Origin of the sequence: Sphingomonas yantingensis, from assembly GCF_014199325.1 — a bacterium.
GTDB classification, from domain to species: domain Bacteria; phylum Pseudomonadota; class Alphaproteobacteria; order Sphingomonadales; family Sphingomonadaceae; genus Sphingomonas; species Sphingomonas yantingensis.
The window spans coordinates 252,458-274,957 of record NZ_JACIJJ010000004.1; the positions used below are offsets into that span (position 1 = coordinate 252,458).

Below are 22,500 nucleotides of genomic sequence, written 5' to 3' on the forward strand. Positions count from 1 at the left end.
ACCAGGACCGGGGGGCGTGTCGTGCCCGGCCGTCATCGGGGCAGGACGACGACGACCTGAAGACCGGGACCCGCATCCTCGAGCATGAGCGTCCCGCCATGCAGCCGCGCGATCGACTGCGCGAGTGGGAGGCCGAGACCGTGGCCGCCCTCGTCGGAATCGAGCCGGCCGAAGCGGCGCAGCGCAAGGGCGCGCGCGTCGGCAGGGATGCCTGGGCCGTCATCGACGATGAGGACGCTCGCGTCGCCGCGCGCCTCTACCCCGATGGTGATCCGGCTGCCCGCGGGCGTGTGCCGGATCGCGTTCTCGACGAGATTCAGCAGTATCTGCATCAGCAGCGCCCGGTCGCCGACATGCTCGACGGCTGCCGGAGCGCGCAGGTCAAGGCGATGCGCGGTTTCCGCGGCAAAGGGCTCGACCAGCGCGGCCACCTCGCCGCCAACTGGTCGAGGCGCAGTAGGGCGAAGGCTTCCCGGCTCGCCCGGCTCTCGATCGATGCGATGCGGAGCAAGGCCGAGAACATCTCGAGCAGCGCATCGGCCTGCGCCGTCGCAGCGTGCAGCGCAGAGGCGACGGGGATGGCGTCGGGTCGGTGCTCGATCGCCGCCAGCTCGTTGCGCAACCGCGCGAGCGGCGTGCAAAGCTCGTGCGATATGTCGTTGGGGACGTTGCGGATCTCGGCAACCAGCGTGCCGATCCGGTCGAGCATCGCGTTGAATGCCGCCGCCTGCCGGTCGAACGCGCCGCCGTCGCCGGTGCGGCACATCTCGTCGATCCGGCGCGCCACCAGCCGCCGGAACAGCAGCAGCCCCGCCAGGACGACGACGATGATGGCTCCGGATCCGACGAGATGGATTTCCGGGCGGACCGCGAAATAATGGTCGATCGGTTCGGTCTCGGCAAAGATCGCCAACCGCAGGCGGCCGTCCAAATCGCGCACCAGGACGCGGCCCGCGCTCAAATCCTCGATCGCATCGCGCCCGCTCAGCGAAGAAAAGCCTAGCGGCAGCTCGCAGCGGAAACGCGCGTTGCCCGCGATCCGCCGACCGCGCGCGTCGAACAGCAGCAGGCCAAGGTCGCCGGTGTCGCGCTGGCGCGCCATCGTCTCCATCCGCTGCGTCAGGGCGCGAAGGTCGATGCGGGCGCCAGGCGGGGCCAGCACGTCTGCCTCTGCGCGGATCCGCGCGTCGACCAGCGCGACGATCATGCTCAGCGTCCCGAAATAGCTGCCGAGCCCCGCCGCCACCGTCACCGTCAGGAACAGCGCGAGGAACGCGATCATCAGCCCGCGCAGCGACTGGAGCGGTGCCTTCATCGACGAAGCGAGTATCCGGCGCCTCTCACCGTTTCGATCGGATCGTCGCCATATCGGCAGAGCTTCACCCGAAAATGCCGAATATGCGCCTCGATCACGTTCGAGGTGGTCACGAGGTCGCGGCCCCACACCCGCTCGACCAGCATCGCCCGCGTGACCGTATCCCCAGCGAGCCGCGCGAGTTCGAGCAGCATCCTGAACTCGATCTGCGACAGGCCCAGCGACTGCCCCTTTCGCCAAGCGCGGGCGCCCGCCGGACTGATGACGATATTGCCCACCTCGATCGTGTCGGCGGGTTGCTCGCCGGCGCTGCGGGCGCTGCGGGCGCGCAGCAGCGCCTTGATCCTGGCATTGAGCTCGAGCGGGTCGCACGGCTTGACTACATAGTCGTCGGCCCCGGCATCGAGCACCTCGACCTTGTCGATCGTCTGGCCGAGCGCGGTAAGCATCAGCACCGGAATCCGAAGCCCGCGGGCGCGCACCTCGCGCAGCAGCGGCAGGCCGTCGAGCGTCGGCAGCATCCAGTCGAGCACGACGATGTCGAACGCCTCCGTCCCGAGGGACGACAGTCCGGCGGGCCCGTCCGCGACAGCGGTGACGGTGTGACCGAACGCGACGAGCTGATCGGCGAGCTGTTCGCGCAACCGGGGGGCGTCTTCGACGAGGAGAATGCGATGCGATACGAGCCGAGACGTTAGCCGAGGGGAGGGCGGCGCTCAAATCGATTCACGAGGATCGCGATATCCGGAGCCAGCGCGACATCGGCTCGAAATCGTCGGGCGACGATCGCCGTCGACGCGCGTGTGGGGAATGCGGCCGTCGCGGGATGCGTCGACCATCGGTACCCACCCGATCAGGCGCGGATCGAAAGGATAGGGAGCGGCGAGGGCGCCGTCCTCATCGAGTATCAGCCGAAAAACTCTCCCCTGTCGAAAGCGCGTCGCGCTTGACGGCTGTCGACATTCGGTTATTGTATATAACAATAATGAGAGGATGAGGTCATGGCTGTGATGTTCGAGCGCCGCAATCCGGTGACCGGAGAGGTCGCCACCACCGCACCGACCGCAACCATCGCCGACGCGAACGCCGCCGTCGATGCCGCCGCCGCCGCCTTTCCCGCCTGGTCGGTGCTCGGTCCCAATGCCCGCCGCGCTGCACTGAGCAAGGCCGCCGACGCGCTCGCCGCCAGGGGCGAAGCGTTCGTCGAGGCGATGATGGGCGAGATCGGCGCGACCGAGGGGTGGGCGCGCTTCAACCTGATGCTCGCGGTCGGCATGGTGCGGGAGGCTGCGGCGCTGACGACGCAGATCGGCGGGGAGGTGATTCCGTCCGACAAGCCCGGCTGCATCGCGATGGCGCTGCGCGAGCCGGTCGGCGTCCTGCTCGGCATCGCGCCGTGGAATGCGCCGATCATCCTTGGCGTGCGTGCGATCGCCGTCCCGCTCGCCTGCGGCAACACCGTGGTGCTGAAGGCGAGCGAGCAATGCCCGCGCACGCACGCGTTGATCGTCGAGGCCGTTGCCGAGGCGCTGCCAGAGGGCGTCGTCCAGATCGTCACCAATGCGCCCGCCAATGCGGGCGAGATTGTCGGCGCGTTGATCGACCATCCGGCGGTGCGACGGATCAACTTCACCGGCTCGACCGCGGTCGGCCGCATCATCGCCAAGCGCGCGGCAGAGCATCTGAAGCCCGTCCTCCTCGAACTGGGCGGCAAGGCGCCGCTGATCGTGCTCGACGATGCGGATCTCGACGAGGCGGTAAAGGCCGCGGCGTTCGGCGCGTTCATGAACCAGGGCCAGATCTGCATGTCGACCGAGCGGATCATCGTCGTCGACGCGATCGCCGACGCCTTTGTCGAGAAGTTCGCCGCCAAGGTCGGCTCGATGCCCGTCGGTGACCCACGCGAGGGCAAGGCGCCGCTCGGCGCGGTCGTCGATCGCAAGACCGTGGATCACGTCCGCGCGCTGATCGACGATGCACTGTCGGCGGGCGCGGTACAGGTTAATGGCGGCGAGGCGAACGGTGTGCTGATGCCCGCGCACGTCATCGACAGGGTGACGCCCGCGATGAAGCTGTTCCGCGACGAGAGCTTCGGTCCCGTAGTCGGCGTCGTCCGCGCGCGTGACGAGGCGCACGCGATCGAGCTGGCCAACGACACCGAATACGGCCTGTCCGCCGCGGTCTTCACCCGCGACACCGCGCGCGGGCTGCGCGTCGCGCGGAAGATCAAGTCGGGCATCTGCCACGTCAACGGCCCCACCGTGCATGACGAGGCGCAGATGCCCTTCGGCGGGGTCAAGGCATCGGGCTATGGCCGCTTCGGCGGCAGGGCCGGGATCGACGCCTTTACCGAACTGCGCTGGGTCACGATCGAGACGCAGCCCGGCCACTTTCCGATCTGAGGCGCCGCAATGCTCGCGTTACCCCTTGCTGCCGCAGCCCTTGTCGCGGCACCCGCCGATCCCGCCCCGCCGCGCCTGACGCCCGTTTTCACGATCCGCGTGGAGATCGGCGCGCCGCTCGAACAGGGGGAGATCGACGGCGGGCGGCGGCGGTTCATTCCGATCACCGGCGGCACGGTCAGCGGCCCGCGCCTGTCGGGCACCGTCCTCCCCGGCGGCGGCGACTGGCAGACCATCTATCCCGGCGGGTTCACGCGGGTCGAGGCGCGCTATTTCCTGAAGGCCGCCGACGGCACCGTCATCGCCATCCACAATAGCGGCGTGCGCGTCGCGAGCGCGGCGGTGACCGAACGGATCGCGCGCGGGGAGCGCGTCGACCCGTCCGACTATTATTTCCGCGCCACCCCCGTCTTCGACCCGCCGCCGGGGCCGCTGCAATGGCTGCGCGAGAAGACCTTCGTCTCGCGCGGCACGCGGATGCCGACCCACGTCCTCATCGAAGTATTCGCGGTCGAATGATCGCCACAGGAGCCTGCAAATGACCGAAACCTCGACCAACGGCGTCGTCGCCTTCGACGTTACCGACCGCATCGCCTGGGTCCGCTTCAATCGCCCCGACAAGCGCAACGCGATGAGCCCGACGCTCAACCGCGACATGATGGAAGTGCTCGACGGCCTCGAGTTCCGCGACGATGTGGGCGTACTCGTCCTGTCGGGCGAGGGGCCGGCATGGACCGCGGGCATGGACCTCAGGGAATATTTTCGGGAGACCGAGGCCAAGGGGCTGGCTGGTACCCGTCAGGCGCAGCGCGAGAGCTATGGCTGGTGGCGGCGGCTGCGCTGGTATCAGAAGCCGACGATCGCGATGGTCAATGGCTGGTGCTTCGGCGGCGGCTATGGCCCGCTCTTCGCCTGCGACCTCGCCTTCGCCGCGGAGGAGGCCAAGTTCGGCCTCAGTGAGATCAACTGGGGCATCCTGCCCGGCGGCGGCGCGACCAAGGTGGCGCAGGAACTGATGCCCTTTCGCCGCGCGATGTACCACGCGATGACCGGCGAGCCGATCGACGGCCGCACCGCCGCCGAATGGGGCCTGGTCAACGAGGCACTGCCGCTCGACCAGCTCGAGGATCGCGTTGCCGCGGTGGCGGCCGTCCTCCTCCAGAAGAACCCCGTCGCGCTCAAGGCGACCAAGGACGCGATGCGCCGCGTCGGCACGATGAGCTACGAGGATGCCGAGGACTATCTCGTCCGCGCCCAGGAAGCGGCGAACAGCTACGACAATGAGGGCCGTAAGGAAGGCATCCGGCAGTTCATCGACGAGAAGAGCTACAAGCCCGGCCTCGGCGCCTATGACAAGGAAAAGGCCGGGGTCTGAAGCTGCCGCTCCGTCCGCTTCCCGACCCTGCCGACCGCGCACGAAGAAGGCCGCTGATGCCCGATCTTTCCCGCCTCATCACCCCGCGATCGGTCGTGATCGTGGGAGCCTCGCCGACGCCCGGCGCACTCGGCAATTCGGTACTGCGCAACCTGGAGCGGCACGCGTTTGCCGGCGATATCCACCTCGTCAATCCGAAGCGGGCGGAGATCGACGGGCGGCCCTGCTTCGCCTCGATCGCCGACCTGCCCGACGGCGTCGATGCGGCGGTGCTGGCGATCCCGGGGCCGGCGGTGCTCGACGCGGTCCGCGCGCTCGCGGCCAGGCGCGTCGGCGCAGCGGTGATCTTTGCCGCGGGCTTCGCCGAGGGCGGCGAGGCGGGGCTTGCCGCGCAGCATGAGGTCGCGCGGATCGCCGCCGAGCATGGCATGGTGGTCGAAGGGCCGAACTGCCTCGGCCTCGTCAATTTCGTCGACGGCGTGCCGCTGACCTTTGTCGAGACGCCGCCGCATCCCTGTCCCGGCGAGGGGATCGGGATCGTGTCGCAATCGGGGGCGATGGCGGTCGTGCTCGGCACCACGCTGATGAGCAAGGCGCTGCCGCTCACCGTGTCGATTTCGACCGGCAACGAGGCGGCCTCGGGCGTCGAGGATTATGTCGAGCATCTGCTCGGCGATCCGCACACGCGCGTCATTGCGATGATCGTCGAGCAGTTCCGCGCGCCGGCCCGCTTCCTCGCGCTGGCCGAACGGGCGCGCGAGGCGGGCAAGCGGATCGTGCTTCTTCATCCCGGCACGTCGAGGGCCGCGCGCGAGTCGGCGGCGACGCATACCGGCGCGATGGCGGGCGACTACGCCCTAATGGGCGCCAAGGTGGGGGCCGCGGGCGTCATCCTGGTGCCGGGGCTGGAGGAACTGGGCGACGTCGTCGACCTTGCCTATCGCTGTCCGGCGATGCCCGCCGCGGGGGTGGCGGTGCTGACCGAATCCGGGGCGTTCAAGGCACTGACGCTCGACCTTGCCGAAACGCTGGCGCTGCCGCTGCCGCCGCCCGGTGCGGCGACGCGCGAGGCGCTGGCGGCGGCGGTACCCGCGTTCATCCCGGTGTCGAACCCGATGGACCTGACCGCGCAGGCGCTGGTCGATCCCGACCTCTATCGCCGCACGCTGGCGCCGCTGCTCGCCGACGATGCCTATGGCGCGGTGGTGCTGGGGATCATCCAGACCGATCGGACGACCGCGACGCTGAAGCTGCCGCCGATCCTCGACGCGATCGCCGCGCTGAAGCCGGCCAAGCCAGTACTCTTTGCCGGGCTGGACGAGGGCGCGGATGTTCCCGCCGACTATGTGGCGGCGTTGCGGGAGGCGGGGGTGCCCTATTTTCCCGCACCCTATCGGGCGTTCCGCGCGCTGGCGGCGCTACGGACGGAAACGCCGGTGCGGGCGAATGCGGCCCCGATCCCGGTGACGCTGGCGCATCGCGGCACGCTCCCCGAATATCTCGCCAAGCAGGCGCTGGCCCCGGCGGGCATACCGTTTCCCCGCGGCGTGTTCGCGGCCACCGCCGACGCCGCGGTCGAGGCGGCCGCGTCGCTGGGCGGCGCCGTGGCGATGAAGGCGCAGGCGAGCGCCCTCAGTCACAAGAGCGATGCGGGCGGCGTCGCGCTGAACCTTCGCGGCGAGGCTGCGGTCCGCGCCGCATGGCACGCGATGCACGACGCGGTCGCGGCGCACGCGCCCGGCATCGTGCTCGATGGCGTGCTGATCGAGGCGATGGGCGAACGCAGCGTCGAACTGATCGTCGGTGCGCGAAGCGATCCCGAATGGGGCGCGGTGATCCTCGTCGGCTTCGGCGGGGTGCAGGCGGAGATCCTGAAGGATGTGCGGCTGATCGTGCCGGGCTTGTCGCGCGCCGCGATAGTCGGTGAGATCATGAAGCTCAAATCCGCGCCGCTGCTGGCCGGGTGGCGCGGCAGCCTGCCGCTCGACGTCGGTGCGGTGGCCGACCTGGTGCTGGCGCTGGAGGGCGTGCTGGCCGGGACGCCCGCGATCCGGGAAATCGACCTCAATCCGGTCGTCGTCTATCCCGAGGGTTGCGTGGCGCTCGACGCGCTGATCCTCGCCGACTGAGCCGCGTCGGGAAGGGCCATCCGAGAGGGGGCAACCCCGGCACAGGATTTTAAGCACGGCTCGCCCCCTGAAACGGTGCGCGCGGCGGTGTCAGAACCGGCGTAGCACTCGCTGATGCCGGAAAGTCGCCAAAAGACCTGCTCTAGCGCGTCGGAGCCGCGTGCCGGGGCACGCGGTTGCCGACACTTAGAAGGCGACCCTGACCCGCACGCGATATTCGCGCGGCGCGCCGTAGAATTCGTTCGAATTGAACTGGCCGCTGACATAGTCCTTGTTCGTCAGGTTGGTGCCATAGGCCGTCACCTGCCGGTCGCCCATGTCGAGCGTGACGAGCGCCGACAAGAGCCCGCGCCCGTCGACCCGGTCGCTGAGCGGCGAATAGCCGAGATAGGTGAATTGCGGCCCGACATAGGCATAGGTGACCCGCGGGGTCAGCGCCGCCGACCGGGATGCGGTAATCCGCGCCGAGATTGTACGTCCATTTGGGCGCGTACAGGTTCGGCCCGTCGCCCGATACCTGGATGAAGGGATTGTAGTCGAAGCAGAGCGGCGGGTTCGACGGCGTGCCCGAACCGCATTGCGGCCCCAGCGTGCCGGCGGGCAGGTTGCGCGTATTGACGAAGGTGACGTTCGCCAGATTGGAATCGACATAGGCGACGTCGGCGTCGAAGCCGAAGCCGCGCACCCGCGCCTGCACCTGCCCCTCGAACCCCTTGATCGTCACGTCGGCGATGTTCTCCACCCCCGAAAAGCCCGTGCTGGGTTCGACGACGTTGAACTGGAAGCCCTTGTACTTGTTGTAGAAGGCCGAGAGCTGCGTGCGTACCCGCTCGCCGAAGAAGCTCGATTTCCAGCCCGCTTCGTAGCTCATCACCGTTTCGGGATCGAACGTCGAGGTCGTCGAATTGAAGCCACCGGGTTTATAGCCGCGCGCGACTAGGGCGTAGAGCAGGTTGTCGGCATCGACCTTCCAGTTGAGCGCGACCTTGCCCGTGACGCGTGCGTCGTCGTTGTCGCCCGACAGGTCGGCGACGGGCAGGCCGTCGGCGGGGAAGCCCGGAACGCCGCGGCCGATCGTCACGAAGCCGCGGCCCGTCGCCTTGTAGGTCGAATAGCGGCCGCCGACCTGCACCTCGAACGTATCGGTGAGCTGATAACTGCCCTGGGCGAACAGGCCCGTCGTGGTGCGCTGGTTGACCGGGGTGATGTCGGTCGGAAAACCGCCCTCGCTTTGCAGGATGCGGACGCGAATGTCGTTGCGCTGGAAATAGCCGCCCAGGATCCAGTCGAACGGCCCGTCAGTGGGCGAGATGATGTTGATTTCCTGGCTATACTGCTTCTCGCCCGCGAAATAGTCCTGCGAGATCTCAGCGCCGACGGCGGCCGGTGCCTGCGACCCGTCGACGTCGAATAGGTTCTTGATCCGCTTGTTCTGATACCCCGTCAGCGAGCCCAGCGTGATGCCGTTCGCCAGCTCCTGCCGCAGCTCCAGCCCCGCCTGGAAGCCGAGGTCGCGATTGCCCGTCGGCGTGTCGAAGCTGAGCGTACGAATGTCGCCCACGCGATAGGCGGCGAAGTGCGTGCCGGGGATCGGGCGATAGGGATAGCCCCCGGTATCGCGGTTGTTGAGGCTGATCTTCGCCGTTGCCGAGAAGCTGCCCGGCTGCCACAGCACAGTGACGCGGCCGCCCTTTTCATCCAGTCGGCAGTCGGCCTGCGGCGTTGGCGAAGGGGCCGATGTCGCGATAATAGCTGTCGTGGCGGCGATAGAAGCCGGCGACGCGCACGCCCAGCGTCGCGCTGATTGGCAGGTTGAGCGCCCCCTCCGCCGTCACGGCGTTGTAGTTGCCGTAGCCGACCTCGCCATAGCCGCCGATACCGCCGTCGAGGTCGGGGCCCTTGGAATTGACGAAGATTGCGCCCCCGGTCGAGTTCGATCCGACCAGCGTCCCCTGCGGCCCGCGCAGCACCTCGACGCTCGCCAAGTCGTAGAAGCTGTTCGCCTGCACGATCGGCGGCTGGAACAGCCCGTCGACATAGGTGGCGACGCCCGCGGTCACGTTGGGGCTGTCGCTCGCCAGGCCGATGCCGCGGATGTTGACGTTCTGGATGATGCCGCCGTTGGTGACCGACAGGGCAGGGGTCGCGGTCTGGAGGTCGGCGAGATTGGTGACCGCGTTCTTGGTCAGCGCGTCGGCATCGAGCGCGGTCGCAGACAACGGCGCGGTCTGGAGCCGCTCGGTCCGGCGCTGAGCGGTGACGACGATATCCTGAAGCTGGTCGTCGCCCGCCGCCGCCGCCGCCTCGGCGGGCGGGGACGTTTCCTGCGCCTGCGCGAGGGCCGGGGCGGCAGCGGTGCCGAGCAGCAGGGCGGTCGCCGCCGCCTTCGTGCGAATGTTCATCGGTTCTCTCCCCAATTTTCTGATTATCGTTGGGCGGCTTGGTCGATCAGCGCGGGCTCCAGGCAGATGCCGCGGCGAGGAAGGCGCTCGTCTCCTCGGTGGCGGTGTCGCCGTCCGAGAGGAAATAGCTGAGCTTGACCACCACGGTGCGCGTCGCGGGATCGACGAAGACATATTGGCCCTGAAGCCCGATCGCGGAGAAGGCGGGCGTGCGGGGCATCGTCCACCACTGCATCCCGTAGCCGCCGGTCGCATCCTCCGCCGCGGCCGGGGCGCTCGCCATCTCCACCCATTTCGCAGAGACGACGCGGCGGCCATCGGCGACGCCGCCGTCGAGGATCATCTGGCCGAAGCGCGCCCAGTCGCGCAGCGTCGCGTTGAACCCCGCGCCGCTGAACTCGCGGCCTACGCCCGGGGCGCCGTCCATGATGTAGAAGCCGTCCGCCTCCGTCCCCAGCGGCTCCCACAGCTTGCGCGCGGTGTAGGCCGCGACGCTGCCGCCCGACACGCGCTCGATCAGCCAGCCGAGCACGGCGGTGTCGATCGTCTTGTAGGCGAAGACCGCGCCCGGCTTGTGCGCGCGTTTGACGGTGCGTGCGACGTCGGCGAACCGGGCGACATTCTTGACCGGCGCGTTAATGTGATTGGTCGCCGCGATGCCCGGATTGGCGAAGTCGTAGCGTTCCTCTTAATCGACGCCAGAGCGCATCTGAAGGATCTGGCGGATCGTCGTGCCGTCATAGCCGCCACCGCGAAGCTCGGGCAGGTAGCGTGTGATCGGATCGTCGAGCGAGGCGATCAGCTTGTCCTCGACCGCGGCACCGACCAGCGTCGAGGTCACCGACTTGGTCATCGACCAGCCCATGAACCGCGTCCGCTCGTGCGTGTTGTTGCGATAGATCTCGCTGACGATGCGCCCGTCCTTCATGACGAGCAGGGCATTGGTGTAAGTGCGTTCCAGAAACGCGTCCGCGCGATAAGTCGTGCCCTTGAACGCGTAGCTGAAGTCGAGCGCATGGTCGGCGCGCGGCAGCGCCCACACAGGCCCGCTGTGCGCCACGGTGCGCGTCGTGAACAGCGTGTCCATGCTGCGAAAGGTCAGCGTGTTGATGTCGCGGTCGAGCATGTGCCAGCGCGCGAGCTGCACGCGTGCCGTCCCGGTCGCGATGCCGCGGGCCTGCGCATATTCGGTGATCGACGCCCCGCCCGACAGAGCGGAGGCCAGCCGTGCCTCCGCCGGGGACAGGTCGAACAGCGCGGCGATGTCATCGGTCTCGAACCGCGTCCTGCTGTCGGGCAGCGACAGCATGATCGACAGCGGCGCGGTTTCGCAGTCGGCGGGGGAGGTGCCCATGGTGTCGCGGGTCGGCGCGATGCGCAGGTGCAGCCGGGCGCCGTCGTCGCCCGTCAGCACGACGCGTCCCACGCGGACCGCGCCGCCGGCGACCGCGCCCGCGGCATCGCGTAGCCGCTGCGCATGATGCGCGCGCGGACAGCACAGCTTGCCACGGGTCCGGGCGACGAGCATGGTGCCGGCCAGCACGTCGATCGCGGCGGCATTGCACCAGTCGATCGTCAGGTCGGCCCCGCACAGCAGCAGCGCCGCCTGCACATGGCTCGACGCCGCCTCCAGCGTCGCCGCCCGCGCCTGGAGCGCGCCGAGCTGCGCGCTCAGCCGCACCGCCTGTTGCAGATGCGGGAGCAGCCGCGTCAGGTCGCGCTCCTCTTCCTCGGTCAGGTCGCGCATGTCGCCGGGGTGGCGGTGCAGGATCAGGCTGAACGTCCGGTCGCCGCCGATCGGAAACGACGCCCACAGCCCGATGCCCAGGCCAGCCCGGTCCATCCGCCCGCGCAGGTCGCCGATCAGGTCGGAGCGCGCGCCGAAGCTTCGCTGGTCGCTCGAAATCTCGATATCGGGGACATAGCCGAGCGGCAGTTGAAAGCGCGGGCTGTCGGGCCGGTTGAGGCACCGGTCATGACGTTCGGCATCGCTCGTTGATTGCGTGTCGCGCGCCGTCCACGCCTCCCAACTGGCAGGCGGCGCCTCCTGGATGATCTGGACGACCGCGCTGCGCACCGATAGCAGCCTGCAAAGCTGGTCGAGCATCGGCGTCCAGCGCGCGTCGCATTGCGCCGCGGCATAGAGGTCGAGCAGGATGCGATCGTCGAACAGATGCTTCGCTTCGATGGCCGGTCTGGTTCCAGGATACCGGGTGCGCCCGTGCATCGCAACGGACGGGGCGCGGGCGTTCGACGGTCACGCGCCCGTCCGCCCCTACCGCCATTTGCAGAGAGGCGCGCGCCGGGCGCATGAGCCTCACTAAGGCGGGCCCGATCCACTGCCGGTGCTGTCAGCGCTGCGATTCCATTTATTGGTCACGAGGTCCAACAACGGATCGAGGGCATCGTCCTGATCAAGTTGAGCGCAGGCCGCTGTGGGCTCCGAGCGATCCTTCGTCGCAGGGGCGAGCATGCATCGCCGATTTAGGCCAAATGAATGGCAAGTATCCTCTACCCATTTCTGTTCAGCCGGCGTGAGCGCCGCGGCGAATCGAAAGGATCCGCGTCCAAAGCGGCCTCGATCGAACGGTTCATATCCATGTCGACGTCCTCCTCCAGCCAGCGTGATTGCTGGCCGAGGCCAACGCTTTGCGAAACCCCGCCGCCAATTCACCACAATATGTCCGCAGCACGCCGTTGCTATTCGACATGCTGCCTGTACGGGCGACCGGGGCCATCGGGGCCGCTCTGGGCGCGAAACCGGCTCGATCGGCCATTGACGTAGCCGCTCTGCAAGGGCAAACGGACAGCCTTCAACGAAGGTTTGCAGGACGCCTCCGTAAAGCGGCAGTGCGGATGTGACCCTAGTCGTTGAAATGCGGGTGTAGCTCAATGGTAGAGCAGAAGCTTCCCAAGCTTACGACGAGGGTTCGATTCCCTTCACCCGCTCCAGCCCTATCTTTAGAAACCCATTGCTGAAACATCAGCTGGCCAGAAGCCCGACCTCCATTCTGACGCTGCCGGCGATCGTGTCGCCGGGTGCGAGGATGCGTAGCGTTTTTGGCTGCTGATTCACCGCATCGGTCTGCTCGCTCATCGGTTCGATGCAGAGGAAGCCGTGATCGGGCTGCACGAAGACACCGGTGAAGGCGAAGATCGGGTCGGGATGCATCACCAGTTCGATGCCCCGCTCGGGCCAGGCGATTGACAGCGGGCCGTCGCGGTTGGCGTGGACGGTGTCGACGCTGCAACGCGCGATCGGCCGGTCGGCGAACCACTCGGCCGGGGCATCGAGCAGGGTCAACCGTTGCGGCAGACCGTCCGGCCGGGTCGCGAACGCGCCGCGATGACGGCCGCGATAGCGGGTGCCGGGTATCAGTGGGAAATAGGGGTGGAGGCCGATCGCGGCGGGCATCGGCCGGTCCGAATCGCTGCGCAGCGCCAGTTCGATCGTCAGCCCGGTGGGTGACAGGTCGAACGACTGCCAGGCCGTGTAAGCCCATGGCCAGTCGCCGCGCGGGCGATCGAGGATCAGTCGCAACGACCCCGCATCCAGTCGCTCGACGCGCCAGTCCGACAGCCAGCCGTCGCCATGCAGCGGGTGAGGGTGCGGCTCACCGGGGAAATTGGGCGACAGGCGAATGCTCTTGCTACCGAACGTGAACCGGCCATGGGCGATCCGGTTGACGAATGGCACCATCGGAAAACAGCCGACGTCGAGGATCGTCGAACCCGCCATCGGCCGGAAAACCGGCCATCCTCGCCACTCGAACCGCGTGATCGCACCCCCGAGCGAGGGCCGGATCGCCAGGCGATAGTCGTCGGCGGACAACTCGATATCGTCGTGGCCAGTCATCACGCGAATGACCCTAGCACCGGCCGCCCCGCTAGTCTAATCAATGATTAGATAGCGCCATGAGCGCCACGGAGAGGATCGCCATGAATCGTCGCCTGAGCCTGGGTCTCGCCGGGGCGTCGCTTATTGCGCTGGGGTGCCAGACGATGGCGCAGGAGCGGCCCGCACCGGCCCCGTTGCTCGAGGACGCGTTCCGCGATCCGCCCGCCTCAGCACGGCCGCGCGTCTGGTGGCACTGGATGAACGGCAACATCACCAAGGACGGGATCGCCAAAGACCTGGCGTGGATGAAGGCCACGGGCATCGGCGGCGTCCAGAATTTCGACGCCGATCTCTCCACGCCGCAGATCGTCGACAAGCGGCTGGTCTATATGACGCCCGAATGGAAGGACGCGTTCCGCTTCGCGGTGGAGGAGGCGGATCGCCTCGGCCTCGAGTTCGCGATCGCCGCGTCGCCGGGATGGTCGGAGACGGGCGGGCCATGGGTGCCGCCGCAGGACGGGATGAAGAAGCTCGTCTGGAGCGAGACGGTGGTCGAGGGCGGTCACCCGTTCGCGGGCAAGCTGCCCCGGCCGCCGCAGGTGACCGGCCCCTATCAGGCGATGCCGCTGGTCGAGGACGCGACCTTCGGCCCGCCGGTCGAGAAGCCCGCGCCGCCCACTTATTATGCCGACACGGCGGTGGTCGCATATCGGATCGACGACCGGGCCGCCGAGGCGCCGCGCTACACGCTCAGCGGCCAGCCGATCCCCGCCGCGCCGCTCACCGATGATGACCTGGGGACGGCCGTCGATATCGCCGCGGGGAAGGGGCGGATGATCGGCATCGACTATGCCCGTGCGATCACGGTGCGATCGGCGCGGCTGTTCATGCCGGGCAACGTCCCCAACTTTCGAGATCCGAAGAACGGGCCGGTGCTGGAGGCACAGGTCGGCGGCACGTGGCGGCAGGTGGGGACGTTCCGCCTGAGCGATGTGCCGACCACGATCGGTTTTGCGCCCGTCACCGCGCGGTCGTTCCGGATCGTCCTGGGTCCCTACACGGGGGAGGCGCGGCCGTCGCCGATGGGCGACCGGGCCGAGGGGATGACGCTTCCCAACTTCTTCCCCCCGGCGGACCCCGATGCAGCGGTAAAGATCGCGCTGCTGCGCCTCGATGCCGAGGATCGCGTCGATCATGTCGAGGCGAAGGCGGGGTTCACAATCGCCCGCGCGTACGACACGCTCGGCAATCCGGCAGCCCCGGCAACCGGCGTGGCGGCGGAATCGGTCGTCGACCTGACCTCGCGTATGTCCGCCGACGGCAGCCTCGACTGGCGCCCGCCCGCCGGACGCTGGCGCGTGCTGCGCTTCGGCTATTCGCTGACGGGCAAGACCAATCATCCCGCCCCGGCGGAGGCGACTGGGCTGGAGGTCGACAAGATGGACGGCGCGGCGGTGCGCCGGTACCTGACGACCTATCTCGACCGCTATCGCGACGCGTCGAACGGCGCGCTAGGCCAGCGCGGGATCGACGCGCTGCTCAACGACAGTACCGAAGTTGGCGCGTTCAACTGGACGGCGCGCTTGCCCGAGCATTTCCGCCGGCTGCGCGGCTACGACCTGACGCGCTGGTTGCCGGTGCTGACGGGCGCGCTCATCGGCTCTCGCGCGGAAAGCGAGCGCTTCCTCTACGATTTCCGCCGCACGATCGCCGACCTGCACGCGACCGAGCATTATGGCACCGTCGCCGACGTGGCGCACAAGGCGGGCCTCAAGGTCTACGGCGAGGCGCTGGAGGACTGGCGCCCGTCGCTTGGCGATGACCTCGGCATGCGGCGCTATGCCGATTATCCGATGGCGGCGATGTGGAGCTGGTCGCGGCGGGGGGCGCCGCGCACCGGCCTGATGGGCGACATGAAGGGTGCGGCATCGGTCGCGCACGTCTATGGCCAGAATATCGCCGCGGCCGAATCGATGACCTCGGGCTTTCAGCCGTGGCAGGATTCGCCCGCCGACCTGAAGCGGGTCATCGACCTGGAATTCGCGCACGGCATCAACCGGCCGGTCATCCATACCTCGGTCCACCAGCCCGTCGACGACAAGCAGCCCGGCCTCGCGCTCGCGCCGTTCATCGGCCAGTATTTCAGCCGCCACGAAAGCTGGGCGTGCATGGCGCGGCCGTGGATCGACTATATCGCGCGCAGCAGCCTTTTGCTCCAGCAGGGTCGCGACGTCGCGGATATCGCCTGGTTCATCGGCGAGGAGGCGCCGGTCGTCGCGCAATACGGGCTTGGCGTGCCCAAGGGGTTGCCGTCGCGTCACGGCTTCGACTTCGTGAACGCCGACGCGCTCGTGGATGCCATGCGCGTCGAGGGGGACGAGATCGTCTCGACCGGCGGTGCGCAATACCGGGCCTTGTATCTCGGGCCGGAGAGCCGGCCGATGACGCTGCCGACGCTGCGCCGCATCGCCGCGCTGGCCGAGGCGGGTGCGACGATCGTCGGCATGGCACCGACCGCGTCGCCGAGCCTCGCCGACAACCCAGCCGCATTCGCGGCGCTGGTACGCCAACTTTGGCCGGGTGGGCGAGAGGCGCGCGTCGGGCGCGGGCGCGTGATCGCCGCCGCCGATGCCGAGGCGGCGCTGGAAGGCGCGGGGCTGGCGGCGGACTTCGAGTATCGGGGCGGGGATACCAAGCCGGGCGACGTGCTGTTCGTGCATCGCCGGCTGGCCGACCGCGACATCTATTTCGTCAACAACCGCCTGAACCGCGCGGTGCGGATCGACGCCCGTTTTCGTGCGGTCGGCGATCGGGTCGAGCTGTGGCGCGCCGATACGGGCGAGGTGCGCACGGTCACAGCGACCGTGGCGGGCGGGGTGAGCACGATGCCGCTCGATCTGGCCGGCGAGGACAGCGTGTTCGTGGTGTTCCGGCGCGATGGGGAGCGTGGCCCGGTGCCCGCGCCGGCCGCCGCACCCCAGCCGGTCGCACAACTGGACGGACCCTGGACGGTGACGTTCGAGCGTGGGCGGGGCGGGCCGGCAACGCCCGTCACGTTGCCAGCACTCGCCTCGCTCAGCGAACAGGCGGATCCGCGCGTTCGCTACTTCTCTGGCGTGGCGACGTATCGCCGGGCGTTCGTGCTGCCGGCGAACACCCGGCCGGGTGAGCCGCTGCTCCTCGACCTCGGCCGGGTCGGCGATCTGGCACAGGTGTCGGTCAATGGGATGGAGATCGGCACAGTCTGGCACGCGCCCTATCGCATCGACATCGGCAGGGCGGTGAAGGCGGGCGAGAACCGCATTGAAGTGCGCGTGGCCAATGTCTGGGTGAACCGCCTGATCGGCGACGTGCAGCCCGGTGCGACGCGCGTCGGCTGGACGGCGGGTGACATGTACCGCCCCGACGCGCCGCTTCGCCCCTCCGGCCTGATCGGGCCGGTCGTGCTGCTTTCGGGCGATCGCCGCTGACGCCGTCTTGACCCCAGTGCCGAACCAATCTAATCAGCGATCAGATCGGTTCGGCGGTCCAAGGCTCCCGGCTCGATCGCCAGGCAAACGACCGTCTCGGACACCGGGCGGCACAGGGTGGGGATGCAGACATGAAAAGGACGCAGCTTCTTTGCGCGCTGATCGCGGGCACCATGCTCGGCACCGGCGCGGCGCATGCACAGCAGGCGGCACCGGCCGAAACGCGGCCCGCGGAGCAGGACGACGACAGCGGTGCCGCCGACATCATCGTGACCGCTCAGCGCCGTGCCGAAAGCGTGCAGGACGTGCCGATCGCGATCGCCGTCGTCAGCGGCGACCAGCTCGTCCGCCAGCAGGTGGTCGAGGTCCGCGATCTTCAGCGCACCACGTCCTCGCTCACCTTCGGCCCTCCGGGTGGCGGCAGCCCCGGCGGCGGCGGCATCATCCGCGGCATCGGCACCTTTGGCTTTTCCAAGGGCGCGGAGGCGGCAGTCGGCATCGTCGTCGATGGCGTCGTGCAGGGCAACACCAACATCTCCAACCTGTTCGACATCGCCCGGGTCGAGGTGCTGCGCGGGCCGCAGGGCACACTGTTCGGGCAGAGCGTGTCGGCCGGCGTCATCAACGTGACGACCGCCGCGCCCGATCCCGATGCGGGGATGTCGGGCAAGTTCAGCCTCGAGATCGCGGGCAAGGACGTGGCCGGTTCAGAGTTCGGCCGCCAGATCGTCCGCGGCGCGTACAACGTGCCGGTCAGCGCCAATTCGGCCCTGCGCTTCAGCGTGTTCGCCAATCGCACCGACGGCGTCACGCGCAACACCTATTTCAACCGTGACGACGAGTTGCTCGAATATGGCGGCCGCGCGCGGTTCCTGGCGACGCTGGGCGACAAGGTGACGATAAACCTGGCGGGCGACTATGCGCGCAACGACCAGCATTACGGCACCTTCTTCCAGTTCCGCTCGGTCCAGCCGGGCACGCAGCTTGCCGGCCTGCTGGCGGCGTGCGGGGTGACCGCGGGCAAGCGCGGCTTCACCAACTGCGGCAGCAACAAGGACAATGTGACGGACACCGAGACGTTCGGCGGCTCCGGTCAGATCGACGTCGAGCTCGGCAGCAACACGCTGACCTCGATCACCGCCTATCGCAAGCAGCTCAACTATCTGGCCGTCGACGTCGATCGTCTGCCGGGCACGTCGTCGCTCGACGTCTACTCGAACCTCAACACCAACTTCCGGCAGTTCACGCAGGAGCTTCGCTTCGCCTCCGACGCGGACCGGCCGCTGTCCTACACCGTCGGCGGCTTCTATCAGAAGGCGGACACGAACAACGACCAGTTCTCGTTCGTGACGATCCGGCCCGTGCCCGTCTTCACGATCCGGTCGAACAGCCGTCAGATCCAGGACACGAGCGTCAAGAACGCGTCGGTGTTTGGCGAGGCGCGGCTGAAGTTCGATCCGTTCACCGTCTTCGGTGGTATCCGCTTCACGCATAGCGAGATGGGCCAATATGCGGCCGAGCAGAACCTGACGCCGGCGCCGGGTGCCGTGCGCACCAACTATACGCTTTACAAGGACGACGACGTTTCGTGGCGTGCCGGCGCGCAGTTTGCCGTGTCGCCGGCGGTGATGCTCTATGGCAGCGCCGCGCGCGGCTACAAGAGCGCGCAGATCAACAACCAGGACGTCGACATCCCCTCGACGATCGTGCGGCCCGAAAAGCCGATGGACTATCAGCTCGGCATCAAGAGCAACTGGCTGCGCGATCGCCTCGCGGTCAACGTCAACCTGTTCCACACGACGGTGAAGGATTATCAGACCAACCGCTGCTTTCCGGTGAGCGCCGCCGATCCCGGCACGCTGACCTGTCAGCCGGACAACGTGTCGAAGGTCGTCACCAAGGGCGTCGAGGCCGATATCTTCGGCCGGCCGACCCGGAACCTGTCGCTCAACGCCAGCGCCATCTACAACGTCGCCGAATATCCCGACGACTTCTTCGCGACGCTGGGCAATTCACCGGCCGAGCGCAGCCTGGCGGGCCAGCAGATCGCCTTTGCCCCGCGGTGGAAGGCGACGTTCTCGGGCGAATACAGCGTTCCGATGGGCGGCGATGTCGACGGCTTCATCGCCGCGGACGTGACGTACAAGGGCAAGACGCGGATGGGCATCGGCCGGGCGAGCGCCGACTTTATCTATCCCGAGACAGTGGTGTTCGGCGGTCGGATCGGCGCGCGGGTCGACGATGCGTGGAGTCTCGCGCTGTTCGCGCGCAACATCGGCAACCAGCCGATCCCGACGCATTACGACAATCCGGCGGTGCCATTGGGCGATCCGGCGACCGCGGCGATCTGGCAGTGGCAGACGCAGCAGTCGCGACGGCTGGTCGGCATCCAGGCCGACTTCCAGTTCTGATAAAGGGGGAGAGGCGACCGGCGGCGGGCGACTGCCGCCGGTCGACCTTTTCGGCGGCGGGTTTTTCGCTATCGATGCAATCGACCCGCCCGCGCTTCTCGCGGCCGCCGATCGGAACCACGATGCCCAAGGATACGAGCTACCATAAGGAAAACCTGCGCCGCGACCTGATCGCCGCGGGCCTCGCCTTCGTCGAGGAGAACGGCCACGTGCCCTTGTCGGTACGGACGCTGGCGCAGAAGGTCGGCGTGTCGCCGGGCGCGCCCTATCACCATTTCGCCGATCGCCGCGCGCTCCTGCTGGCGATCGCGACCGAGGGGTTCGACGAACTGATCCGCGATGCCGCCGCGATCGTCGCCGCCGACCTGCCCCCGGTCGAGCGGCTGACCGCGCTCGGCCTCGCCTTCGTCGACTTCGCGTGCAAGCGGCCGCGGCTGATGGAGCTGATGTACGAGAGCGAGCTGACCGGTCCGACCCGCGACCCGGCGCTCGAACCCTATCAGACGTCGGGGCAGGGACTGATCCGTCAGGCGATCGTCGAGGGCGCGCCGAAGGACATCGACGAGCGATCGCTGGAAATCCGGGCAACCGCATTCTGGTGTGCGATGTACGGCTTTGCGGCGCTGCGCCGGAAACAGAACATCCAGTCGTTCGACCGTTTCGCGATGAAGGCCGACGACGTCGCGCGCTCGGTCGTGGGACAGGCGGCGGCCAACGCGCTCGCGCCGGTCTAAAAGGGAAAAGGATATGCGGCTTCGCGGCAAAACGTGCTTCGTGACCGGGGCGGGGCAGGGGATCGGCCACGCGGTCGCCGCGCGTTTCGTCGCCGAGGGTGGCACGGTGATCGCTGCCGACCGCCGCTTTCCAGCAAGCGCGGCGCCCGGCATCGTGCAGGTCGAACTCGACGTGACCGATCCCGCCGCCGTCGCCGCAGCGGCGAGGGCGCATGCCGACGTCGGCGTGCTCGTCAACTGCGTCGGTTATGTCGCGGTCGGCGCGCTGCTCGATTGCAGCGACGACGATTTCGATCGCAGCATCGACGTCAACGTCCGCTCGATGATGCTGACCTGCCGCGCGTTCCTGCCCGCCATGCTCGACCGGGGGGAGGGGGCGATCGTCAACATCGCCTCGGTCGTCTCGTCGGTGATGGCCGCGCCCGAGCGGTTCGCCTACGCCACCAGCAAGGCAGCCGTCGTCGGGCTGACGATGGCGATCGCCCGCGATTATGTCGGCCGCGGCATCCGCTGCAACGCGATCAGCCCCGGCACCGTCGACTCGCCCTCGCTACATGAACGATGGGCCGCGACCGGCGATGCCGCGGCGGCAAGGGCGGCGTTCACCGCGCGCCAGCCGATGGGGCGACTGGGCCGGGCCGAGGAGATTGCGGCGGCAGCGCTGCTGCTTGCGTCCGACGACGGCGCATTCATCACCGGCACCAACCTGATCGCCGATGGCGGCATGAGCCTGTGACCGCGCTCGCCGCCACGATCGCCTCGATCGTCGGGCGGCGGCACGTCTTGACGGGAGAGGCGGCGACGCGGCCCTATGCCACCGGCTATCGCTTCGGCGGTGGTCCCGTCGCGCTAGTCGCGCGGCCCGGATCGCTGGTCGAGATGTGGCGCGTCCTGAAGGCCTGCGTCGCGGCCGATCACATCGTCATCGTCCAGGCGGCCAATACCGGCCTGACCGGCGGTTCGACCCCCGACGGCGACTACGACCGCCCGGTCGCGATCATCAGCACGATGCGGATCGACGGCATCCACCTGTTGCGCGGCGGACGGCAGAGCGTGTGCCTTGCGGGCTCGACGCTCTACGCGCTGGAGGCGAAGCTGGCGCCGATGGGGCGCGAGCCGCATTCGGTCATCGGTTCCTCCTGCATCGGCGCGTCGGTGGTGGGCGGCGTCTGCAACAACAGCGGCGGCGCGCTGGTGCAGCGGGGGCCGGCCTATACCGAGTACGCCCTGTTCGCGCGCATCGGCGAAGACGGCGCGGCGACGCTGCACAATCACCTGGGGATCGCGCTCGGCGATACGCCGGAAGCCATACTGGCGGCGCTCGATCATGGGCGGATCGACGACGCCGCGATCACCGACGACGCGCGCGCGGCGAGTGCGAAGGACTACGCCCAGCGCGTCCGCGACCTGACCGCCGACACGCCGGCGCGCCATAACGCCGATCCGGATCGCCTGTTCGAGGCATCGGGCAGTGCCGGCCGCATCGTCGTCTTCGCGGTCCGGCTCGATACCTTTCCGACCGAGGCGAACACCGCCACCTTCTATATCGGCACCAACGATCCCGCCGAGCTGTCGGCGTTGCGCGCCGCGATGCTGGCGGGGAACACGCCGCTGCCGATCCTGGGCGAATATATCCACCGCGATGCGTTCGACCTCGCCGCGACGCACGGCAAGGACGTGTATCTCGCGATCCGCCTGCTCGGTACGGCTCGCCTGCCGATGCTTTATGCGGCCCGACGGCGGTTGGACGGGGCGGCCCGGGCGCTCGGCATCCGTGCGCCGCTGTCGGACCTGCTGCTTCAAGGCGCGGCGCGGCTCTGGCCCAGCCACCTGCCGCGGCGGCTGACCGAGTGGCGGGACGCCTACGAGCACCACCTCATCGTCAAGGTCGGCGGTGACGCGGTCGAAACGACGCGCGCGCTGCTCGCCGAGCGATTTCCCAGCAACACTGGCGCCGCGTTCGAATGCGACGCGGAGGAGGCCGAAGCCGCGCTGCTCCACCGCTTCGCCGTCGCCGCCGCGGCGGTGCGATATCGCGCGGTCAACGCCGACACGGTCGAGGACATCATCGCGATCGATGTCGCGCTTCGCCGCAACGATGCCGACTGGGTCGAGGCGATCGAGCCCGATCTTCGCGCGTCGCTGCTGCCGCCGCTCTATTACGGCCACTTCTTCTGCCACGTCTTTCACCAGGACTATCTGGTGCGGAAGGGCGGCGACCCGGCCGCGATCGAGCATCGCCTGCTCGCCGCTCTGGACCGGCGCGGGGCGCGCTATCCGGCCGAGCATAATGTCGGGCACCTCTATGCCGCGCCGCCGGCGCTGGCCGCGCATTATCGTGCGCTCGACCCTTGCAACGCGCTCAATCCCGGCATCGGCAAGACCGCGAAGCGACGCCACTGGCAGGACGCCTGACCTTCCGCT

15 protein-coding genes, 1 tRNA gene and 1 pseudogene are annotated in these 22,500 nt (G+C 68.4%); 10 read left to right on the forward strand and 7 right to left on the reverse strand.

Annotation, left to right across the window (positions count from 1 at the left end; all coding sequences use genetic code 11):
* Nucleotides 1-32: 32 nt before the first annotated feature.
* Genes FHR19_RS17735 through FHR19_RS18000 form a run of 3 tightly spaced genes read right to left on the reverse strand, consistent with a single transcriptional unit; the run spans nucleotide 33 to nucleotide 1,986 of the window.
* Entirely contained in the window at nucleotides 33-332 is a 300-nt protein-coding gene (locus FHR19_RS17735) for a sensor histidine kinase (RefSeq protein WP_246359530.1), read from the reverse strand.
* The gene (locus FHR19_RS13925; RefSeq protein WP_246359531.1) at nucleotides 332-1,315 is read right to left on the reverse strand and encodes a sensor histidine kinase; all 984 of its coding nucleotides are present in this window, start codon (nucleotides 1,313-1,315) and stop codon (nucleotides 332-334) included. The genes FHR19_RS17735 and FHR19_RS13925 overlap by 1 nt, the downstream gene beginning before the upstream one ends.
* A complete protein-coding gene (locus tag FHR19_RS18000; RefSeq protein ID WP_184030170.1) occupies nucleotides 1,312-1,986 on the reverse strand; it encodes a response regulator in 675 nt (224 codons plus the stop codon). The genes FHR19_RS13925 and FHR19_RS18000 overlap by 4 nt, the downstream gene beginning before the upstream one ends.
* 336 nt (nucleotides 1,987-2,322) lie before the next feature.
* On the opposite strand from FHR19_RS18000, the gene FHR19_RS13935 reads away from it, so the two are divergent.
* From FHR19_RS13935 to FHR19_RS13950, 4 genes are read left to right on the forward strand one after another with little or no spacing between them, the layout of a single operon-like run.
* Entirely contained in the window at nucleotides 2,323-3,717 is a 1,395-nt protein-coding gene (locus FHR19_RS13935; protein WP_343053291.1) for an aldehyde dehydrogenase, read from the forward strand.
* 9 nt (nucleotides 3,718-3,726) lie between these two features.
* Nucleotides 3,727-4,236 carry a DUF3237 domain-containing protein gene (locus FHR19_RS13940; RefSeq protein WP_184029518.1) on the forward strand — a complete coding sequence of 170 codons (510 nt, stop codon included), beginning with the start codon at nucleotides 3,727-3,729 and terminating at the stop codon, nucleotides 4,234-4,236.
* 19 nt (nucleotides 4,237-4,255) lie between these two features.
* Nucleotides 4,256-5,092 (forward strand): p-hydroxycinnamoyl CoA hydratase/lyase, encoded by an 837-nt coding sequence (locus tag FHR19_RS13945; protein ID WP_184029520.1) that lies wholly within the window; start codon nucleotides 4,256-4,258, stop codon nucleotides 5,090-5,092.
* Between the two features lie 56 nt (nucleotides 5,093-5,148).
* Entirely contained in the window at nucleotides 5,149-7,221 is a 2,073-nt protein-coding gene (locus FHR19_RS13950; protein ID WP_184029522.1) for an acetate--CoA ligase family protein, read from the forward strand.
* A gap of 142 nt (nucleotides 7,222-7,363) precedes the next feature.
* Here FHR19_RS13950 and FHR19_RS13955 read toward each other — a convergent pair whose 3' ends face one another.
* The 3 genes and pseudogenes from FHR19_RS13955 to FHR19_RS18005 form a co-directional block, all read right to left on the reverse strand.
* Nucleotides 7,364-8,896 carry a TonB-dependent receptor gene (locus tag FHR19_RS13955; RefSeq protein WP_184029525.1) on the reverse strand — a complete coding sequence of 511 codons (1,533 nt, stop codon included), beginning with the start codon at nucleotides 8,894-8,896 and terminating at the stop codon, nucleotides 7,364-7,366.
* 19 nt (nucleotides 8,897-8,915) lie between these two features.
* A complete protein-coding gene (locus tag FHR19_RS13960) occupies nucleotides 8,916-9,623 on the reverse strand; it encodes a TonB-dependent receptor plug domain-containing protein (RefSeq protein WP_184029528.1) in 708 nt (235 codons plus the stop codon).
* A 46-nt stretch (nucleotides 9,624-9,669) separates the two neighbouring features.
* Nucleotides 9,670-11,850, reverse strand: a pseudogene (locus FHR19_RS18005) (serine hydrolase).
* 651 nt (nucleotides 11,851-12,501) lie between these two features.
* Here FHR19_RS18005 and FHR19_RS13970 point away from each other — a divergent pair.
* Nucleotides 12,502-12,575: transfer RNA gene (locus tag FHR19_RS13970), tRNA-Gly, on the forward strand.
* Between the two features lie 31 nt (nucleotides 12,576-12,606).
* Here FHR19_RS13970 and FHR19_RS13975 read toward each other — a convergent pair.
* Entirely contained in the window at nucleotides 12,607-13,479 is an 873-nt protein-coding gene (locus FHR19_RS13975) for an aldose 1-epimerase (RefSeq protein WP_184029530.1), read from the reverse strand.
* A gap of 83 nt (nucleotides 13,480-13,562) precedes the next feature.
* Here FHR19_RS13975 and FHR19_RS13980 point away from each other — a divergent pair, with 83 nt between their 5' ends.
* From FHR19_RS13980 to dld, 5 genes are all read left to right on the forward strand, one after another.
* Complete coding sequence (locus tag FHR19_RS13980; protein WP_184029532.1) at nucleotides 13,563-16,931, forward strand: glycosyl hydrolase; 3,369 nt, start codon at nucleotides 13,563-13,565, stop codon at nucleotides 16,929-16,931.
* Nucleotides 16,932-17,062: 131 nt separating this feature from the next.
* Entirely contained in the window at nucleotides 17,063-19,342 is a 2,280-nt protein-coding gene (locus FHR19_RS13985; RefSeq protein ID WP_184029534.1) for a TonB-dependent receptor, read from the forward strand.
* A gap of 122 nt (nucleotides 19,343-19,464) precedes the next feature.
* Nucleotides 19,465-20,076 carry a TetR/AcrR family transcriptional regulator gene (locus FHR19_RS13990; protein ID WP_184029536.1) on the forward strand — a complete coding sequence of 204 codons (612 nt, stop codon included), beginning with the start codon at nucleotides 19,465-19,467 and terminating at the stop codon, nucleotides 20,074-20,076.
* Between the two features lie 13 nt (nucleotides 20,077-20,089).
* Nucleotides 20,090-20,812, forward strand: coding sequence for an SDR family oxidoreductase (locus FHR19_RS13995; RefSeq protein WP_184029538.1), 723 nt, complete (start codon nucleotides 20,090-20,092; stop codon nucleotides 20,810-20,812).
* A complete protein-coding gene (gene dld / locus FHR19_RS14000) occupies nucleotides 20,809-22,491 on the forward strand; it encodes a D-lactate dehydrogenase (protein WP_184029540.1) in 1,683 nt (560 codons plus the stop codon). The genes FHR19_RS13995 and dld overlap by 4 nt, the downstream gene beginning before the upstream one ends.
* Nucleotides 22,492-22,500 lie beyond the last annotated feature (9 nt).

Excerpts from the sequence above, each read along its gene's own strand:
- FHR19_RS13995 (WP_184029538.1), top strand. The coding sequence starts at position 20,090 with ATGCGGCTTCGCGGCAAAACGTGCTTCGTGACCGGGGCGGGGCAGGGG.
- FHR19_RS13925 (WP_246359531.1), bottom strand. The coding sequence starts at position 1,315 with ATGAAGGCACCGCTCCAGTCGCTGCGCGGGCTGATGATCGCGTTCCTC.
- FHR19_RS13990 (WP_184029536.1), top strand. The coding sequence starts at position 19,465 with ATGCCCAAGGATACGAGCTACCATAAGGAAAACCTGCGCCGCGACCTG.
- FHR19_RS13985 (WP_184029534.1), top strand. The coding sequence starts at position 17,063 with ATGAAAAGGACGCAGCTTCTTTGCGCGCTGATCGCGGGCACCATGCTC.
- FHR19_RS13975 (WP_184029530.1), bottom strand. The coding sequence starts at position 13,479 with ATGACTGGCCACGACGATATCGAGTTGTCCGCCGACGACTATCGCCTG.
- FHR19_RS13980 (WP_184029532.1), top strand. The coding sequence starts at position 13,563 with ATGAATCGTCGCCTGAGCCTGGGTCTCGCCGGGGCGTCGCTTATTGCG.
- FHR19_RS13950 (WP_184029522.1), top strand. The coding sequence starts at position 5,149 with ATGCCCGATCTTTCCCGCCTCATCACCCCGCGATCGGTCGTGATCGTG.
- FHR19_RS13960 (WP_184029528.1), bottom strand. The coding sequence starts at position 9,623 with ATGAACATTCGCACGAAGGCGGCGGCGACCGCCCTGCTGCTCGGCACC.
- FHR19_RS13945 (WP_184029520.1), top strand. The coding sequence starts at position 4,256 with ATGACCGAAACCTCGACCAACGGCGTCGTCGCCTTCGACGTTACCGAC.
- FHR19_RS13940 (WP_184029518.1), top strand. The coding sequence starts at position 3,727 with ATGCTCGCGTTACCCCTTGCTGCCGCAGCCCTTGTCGCGGCACCCGCC.
- FHR19_RS17735 (WP_246359530.1), bottom strand. The coding sequence starts at position 332 with ATGCAGATACTGCTGAATCTCGTCGAGAACGCGATCCGGCACACGCCC.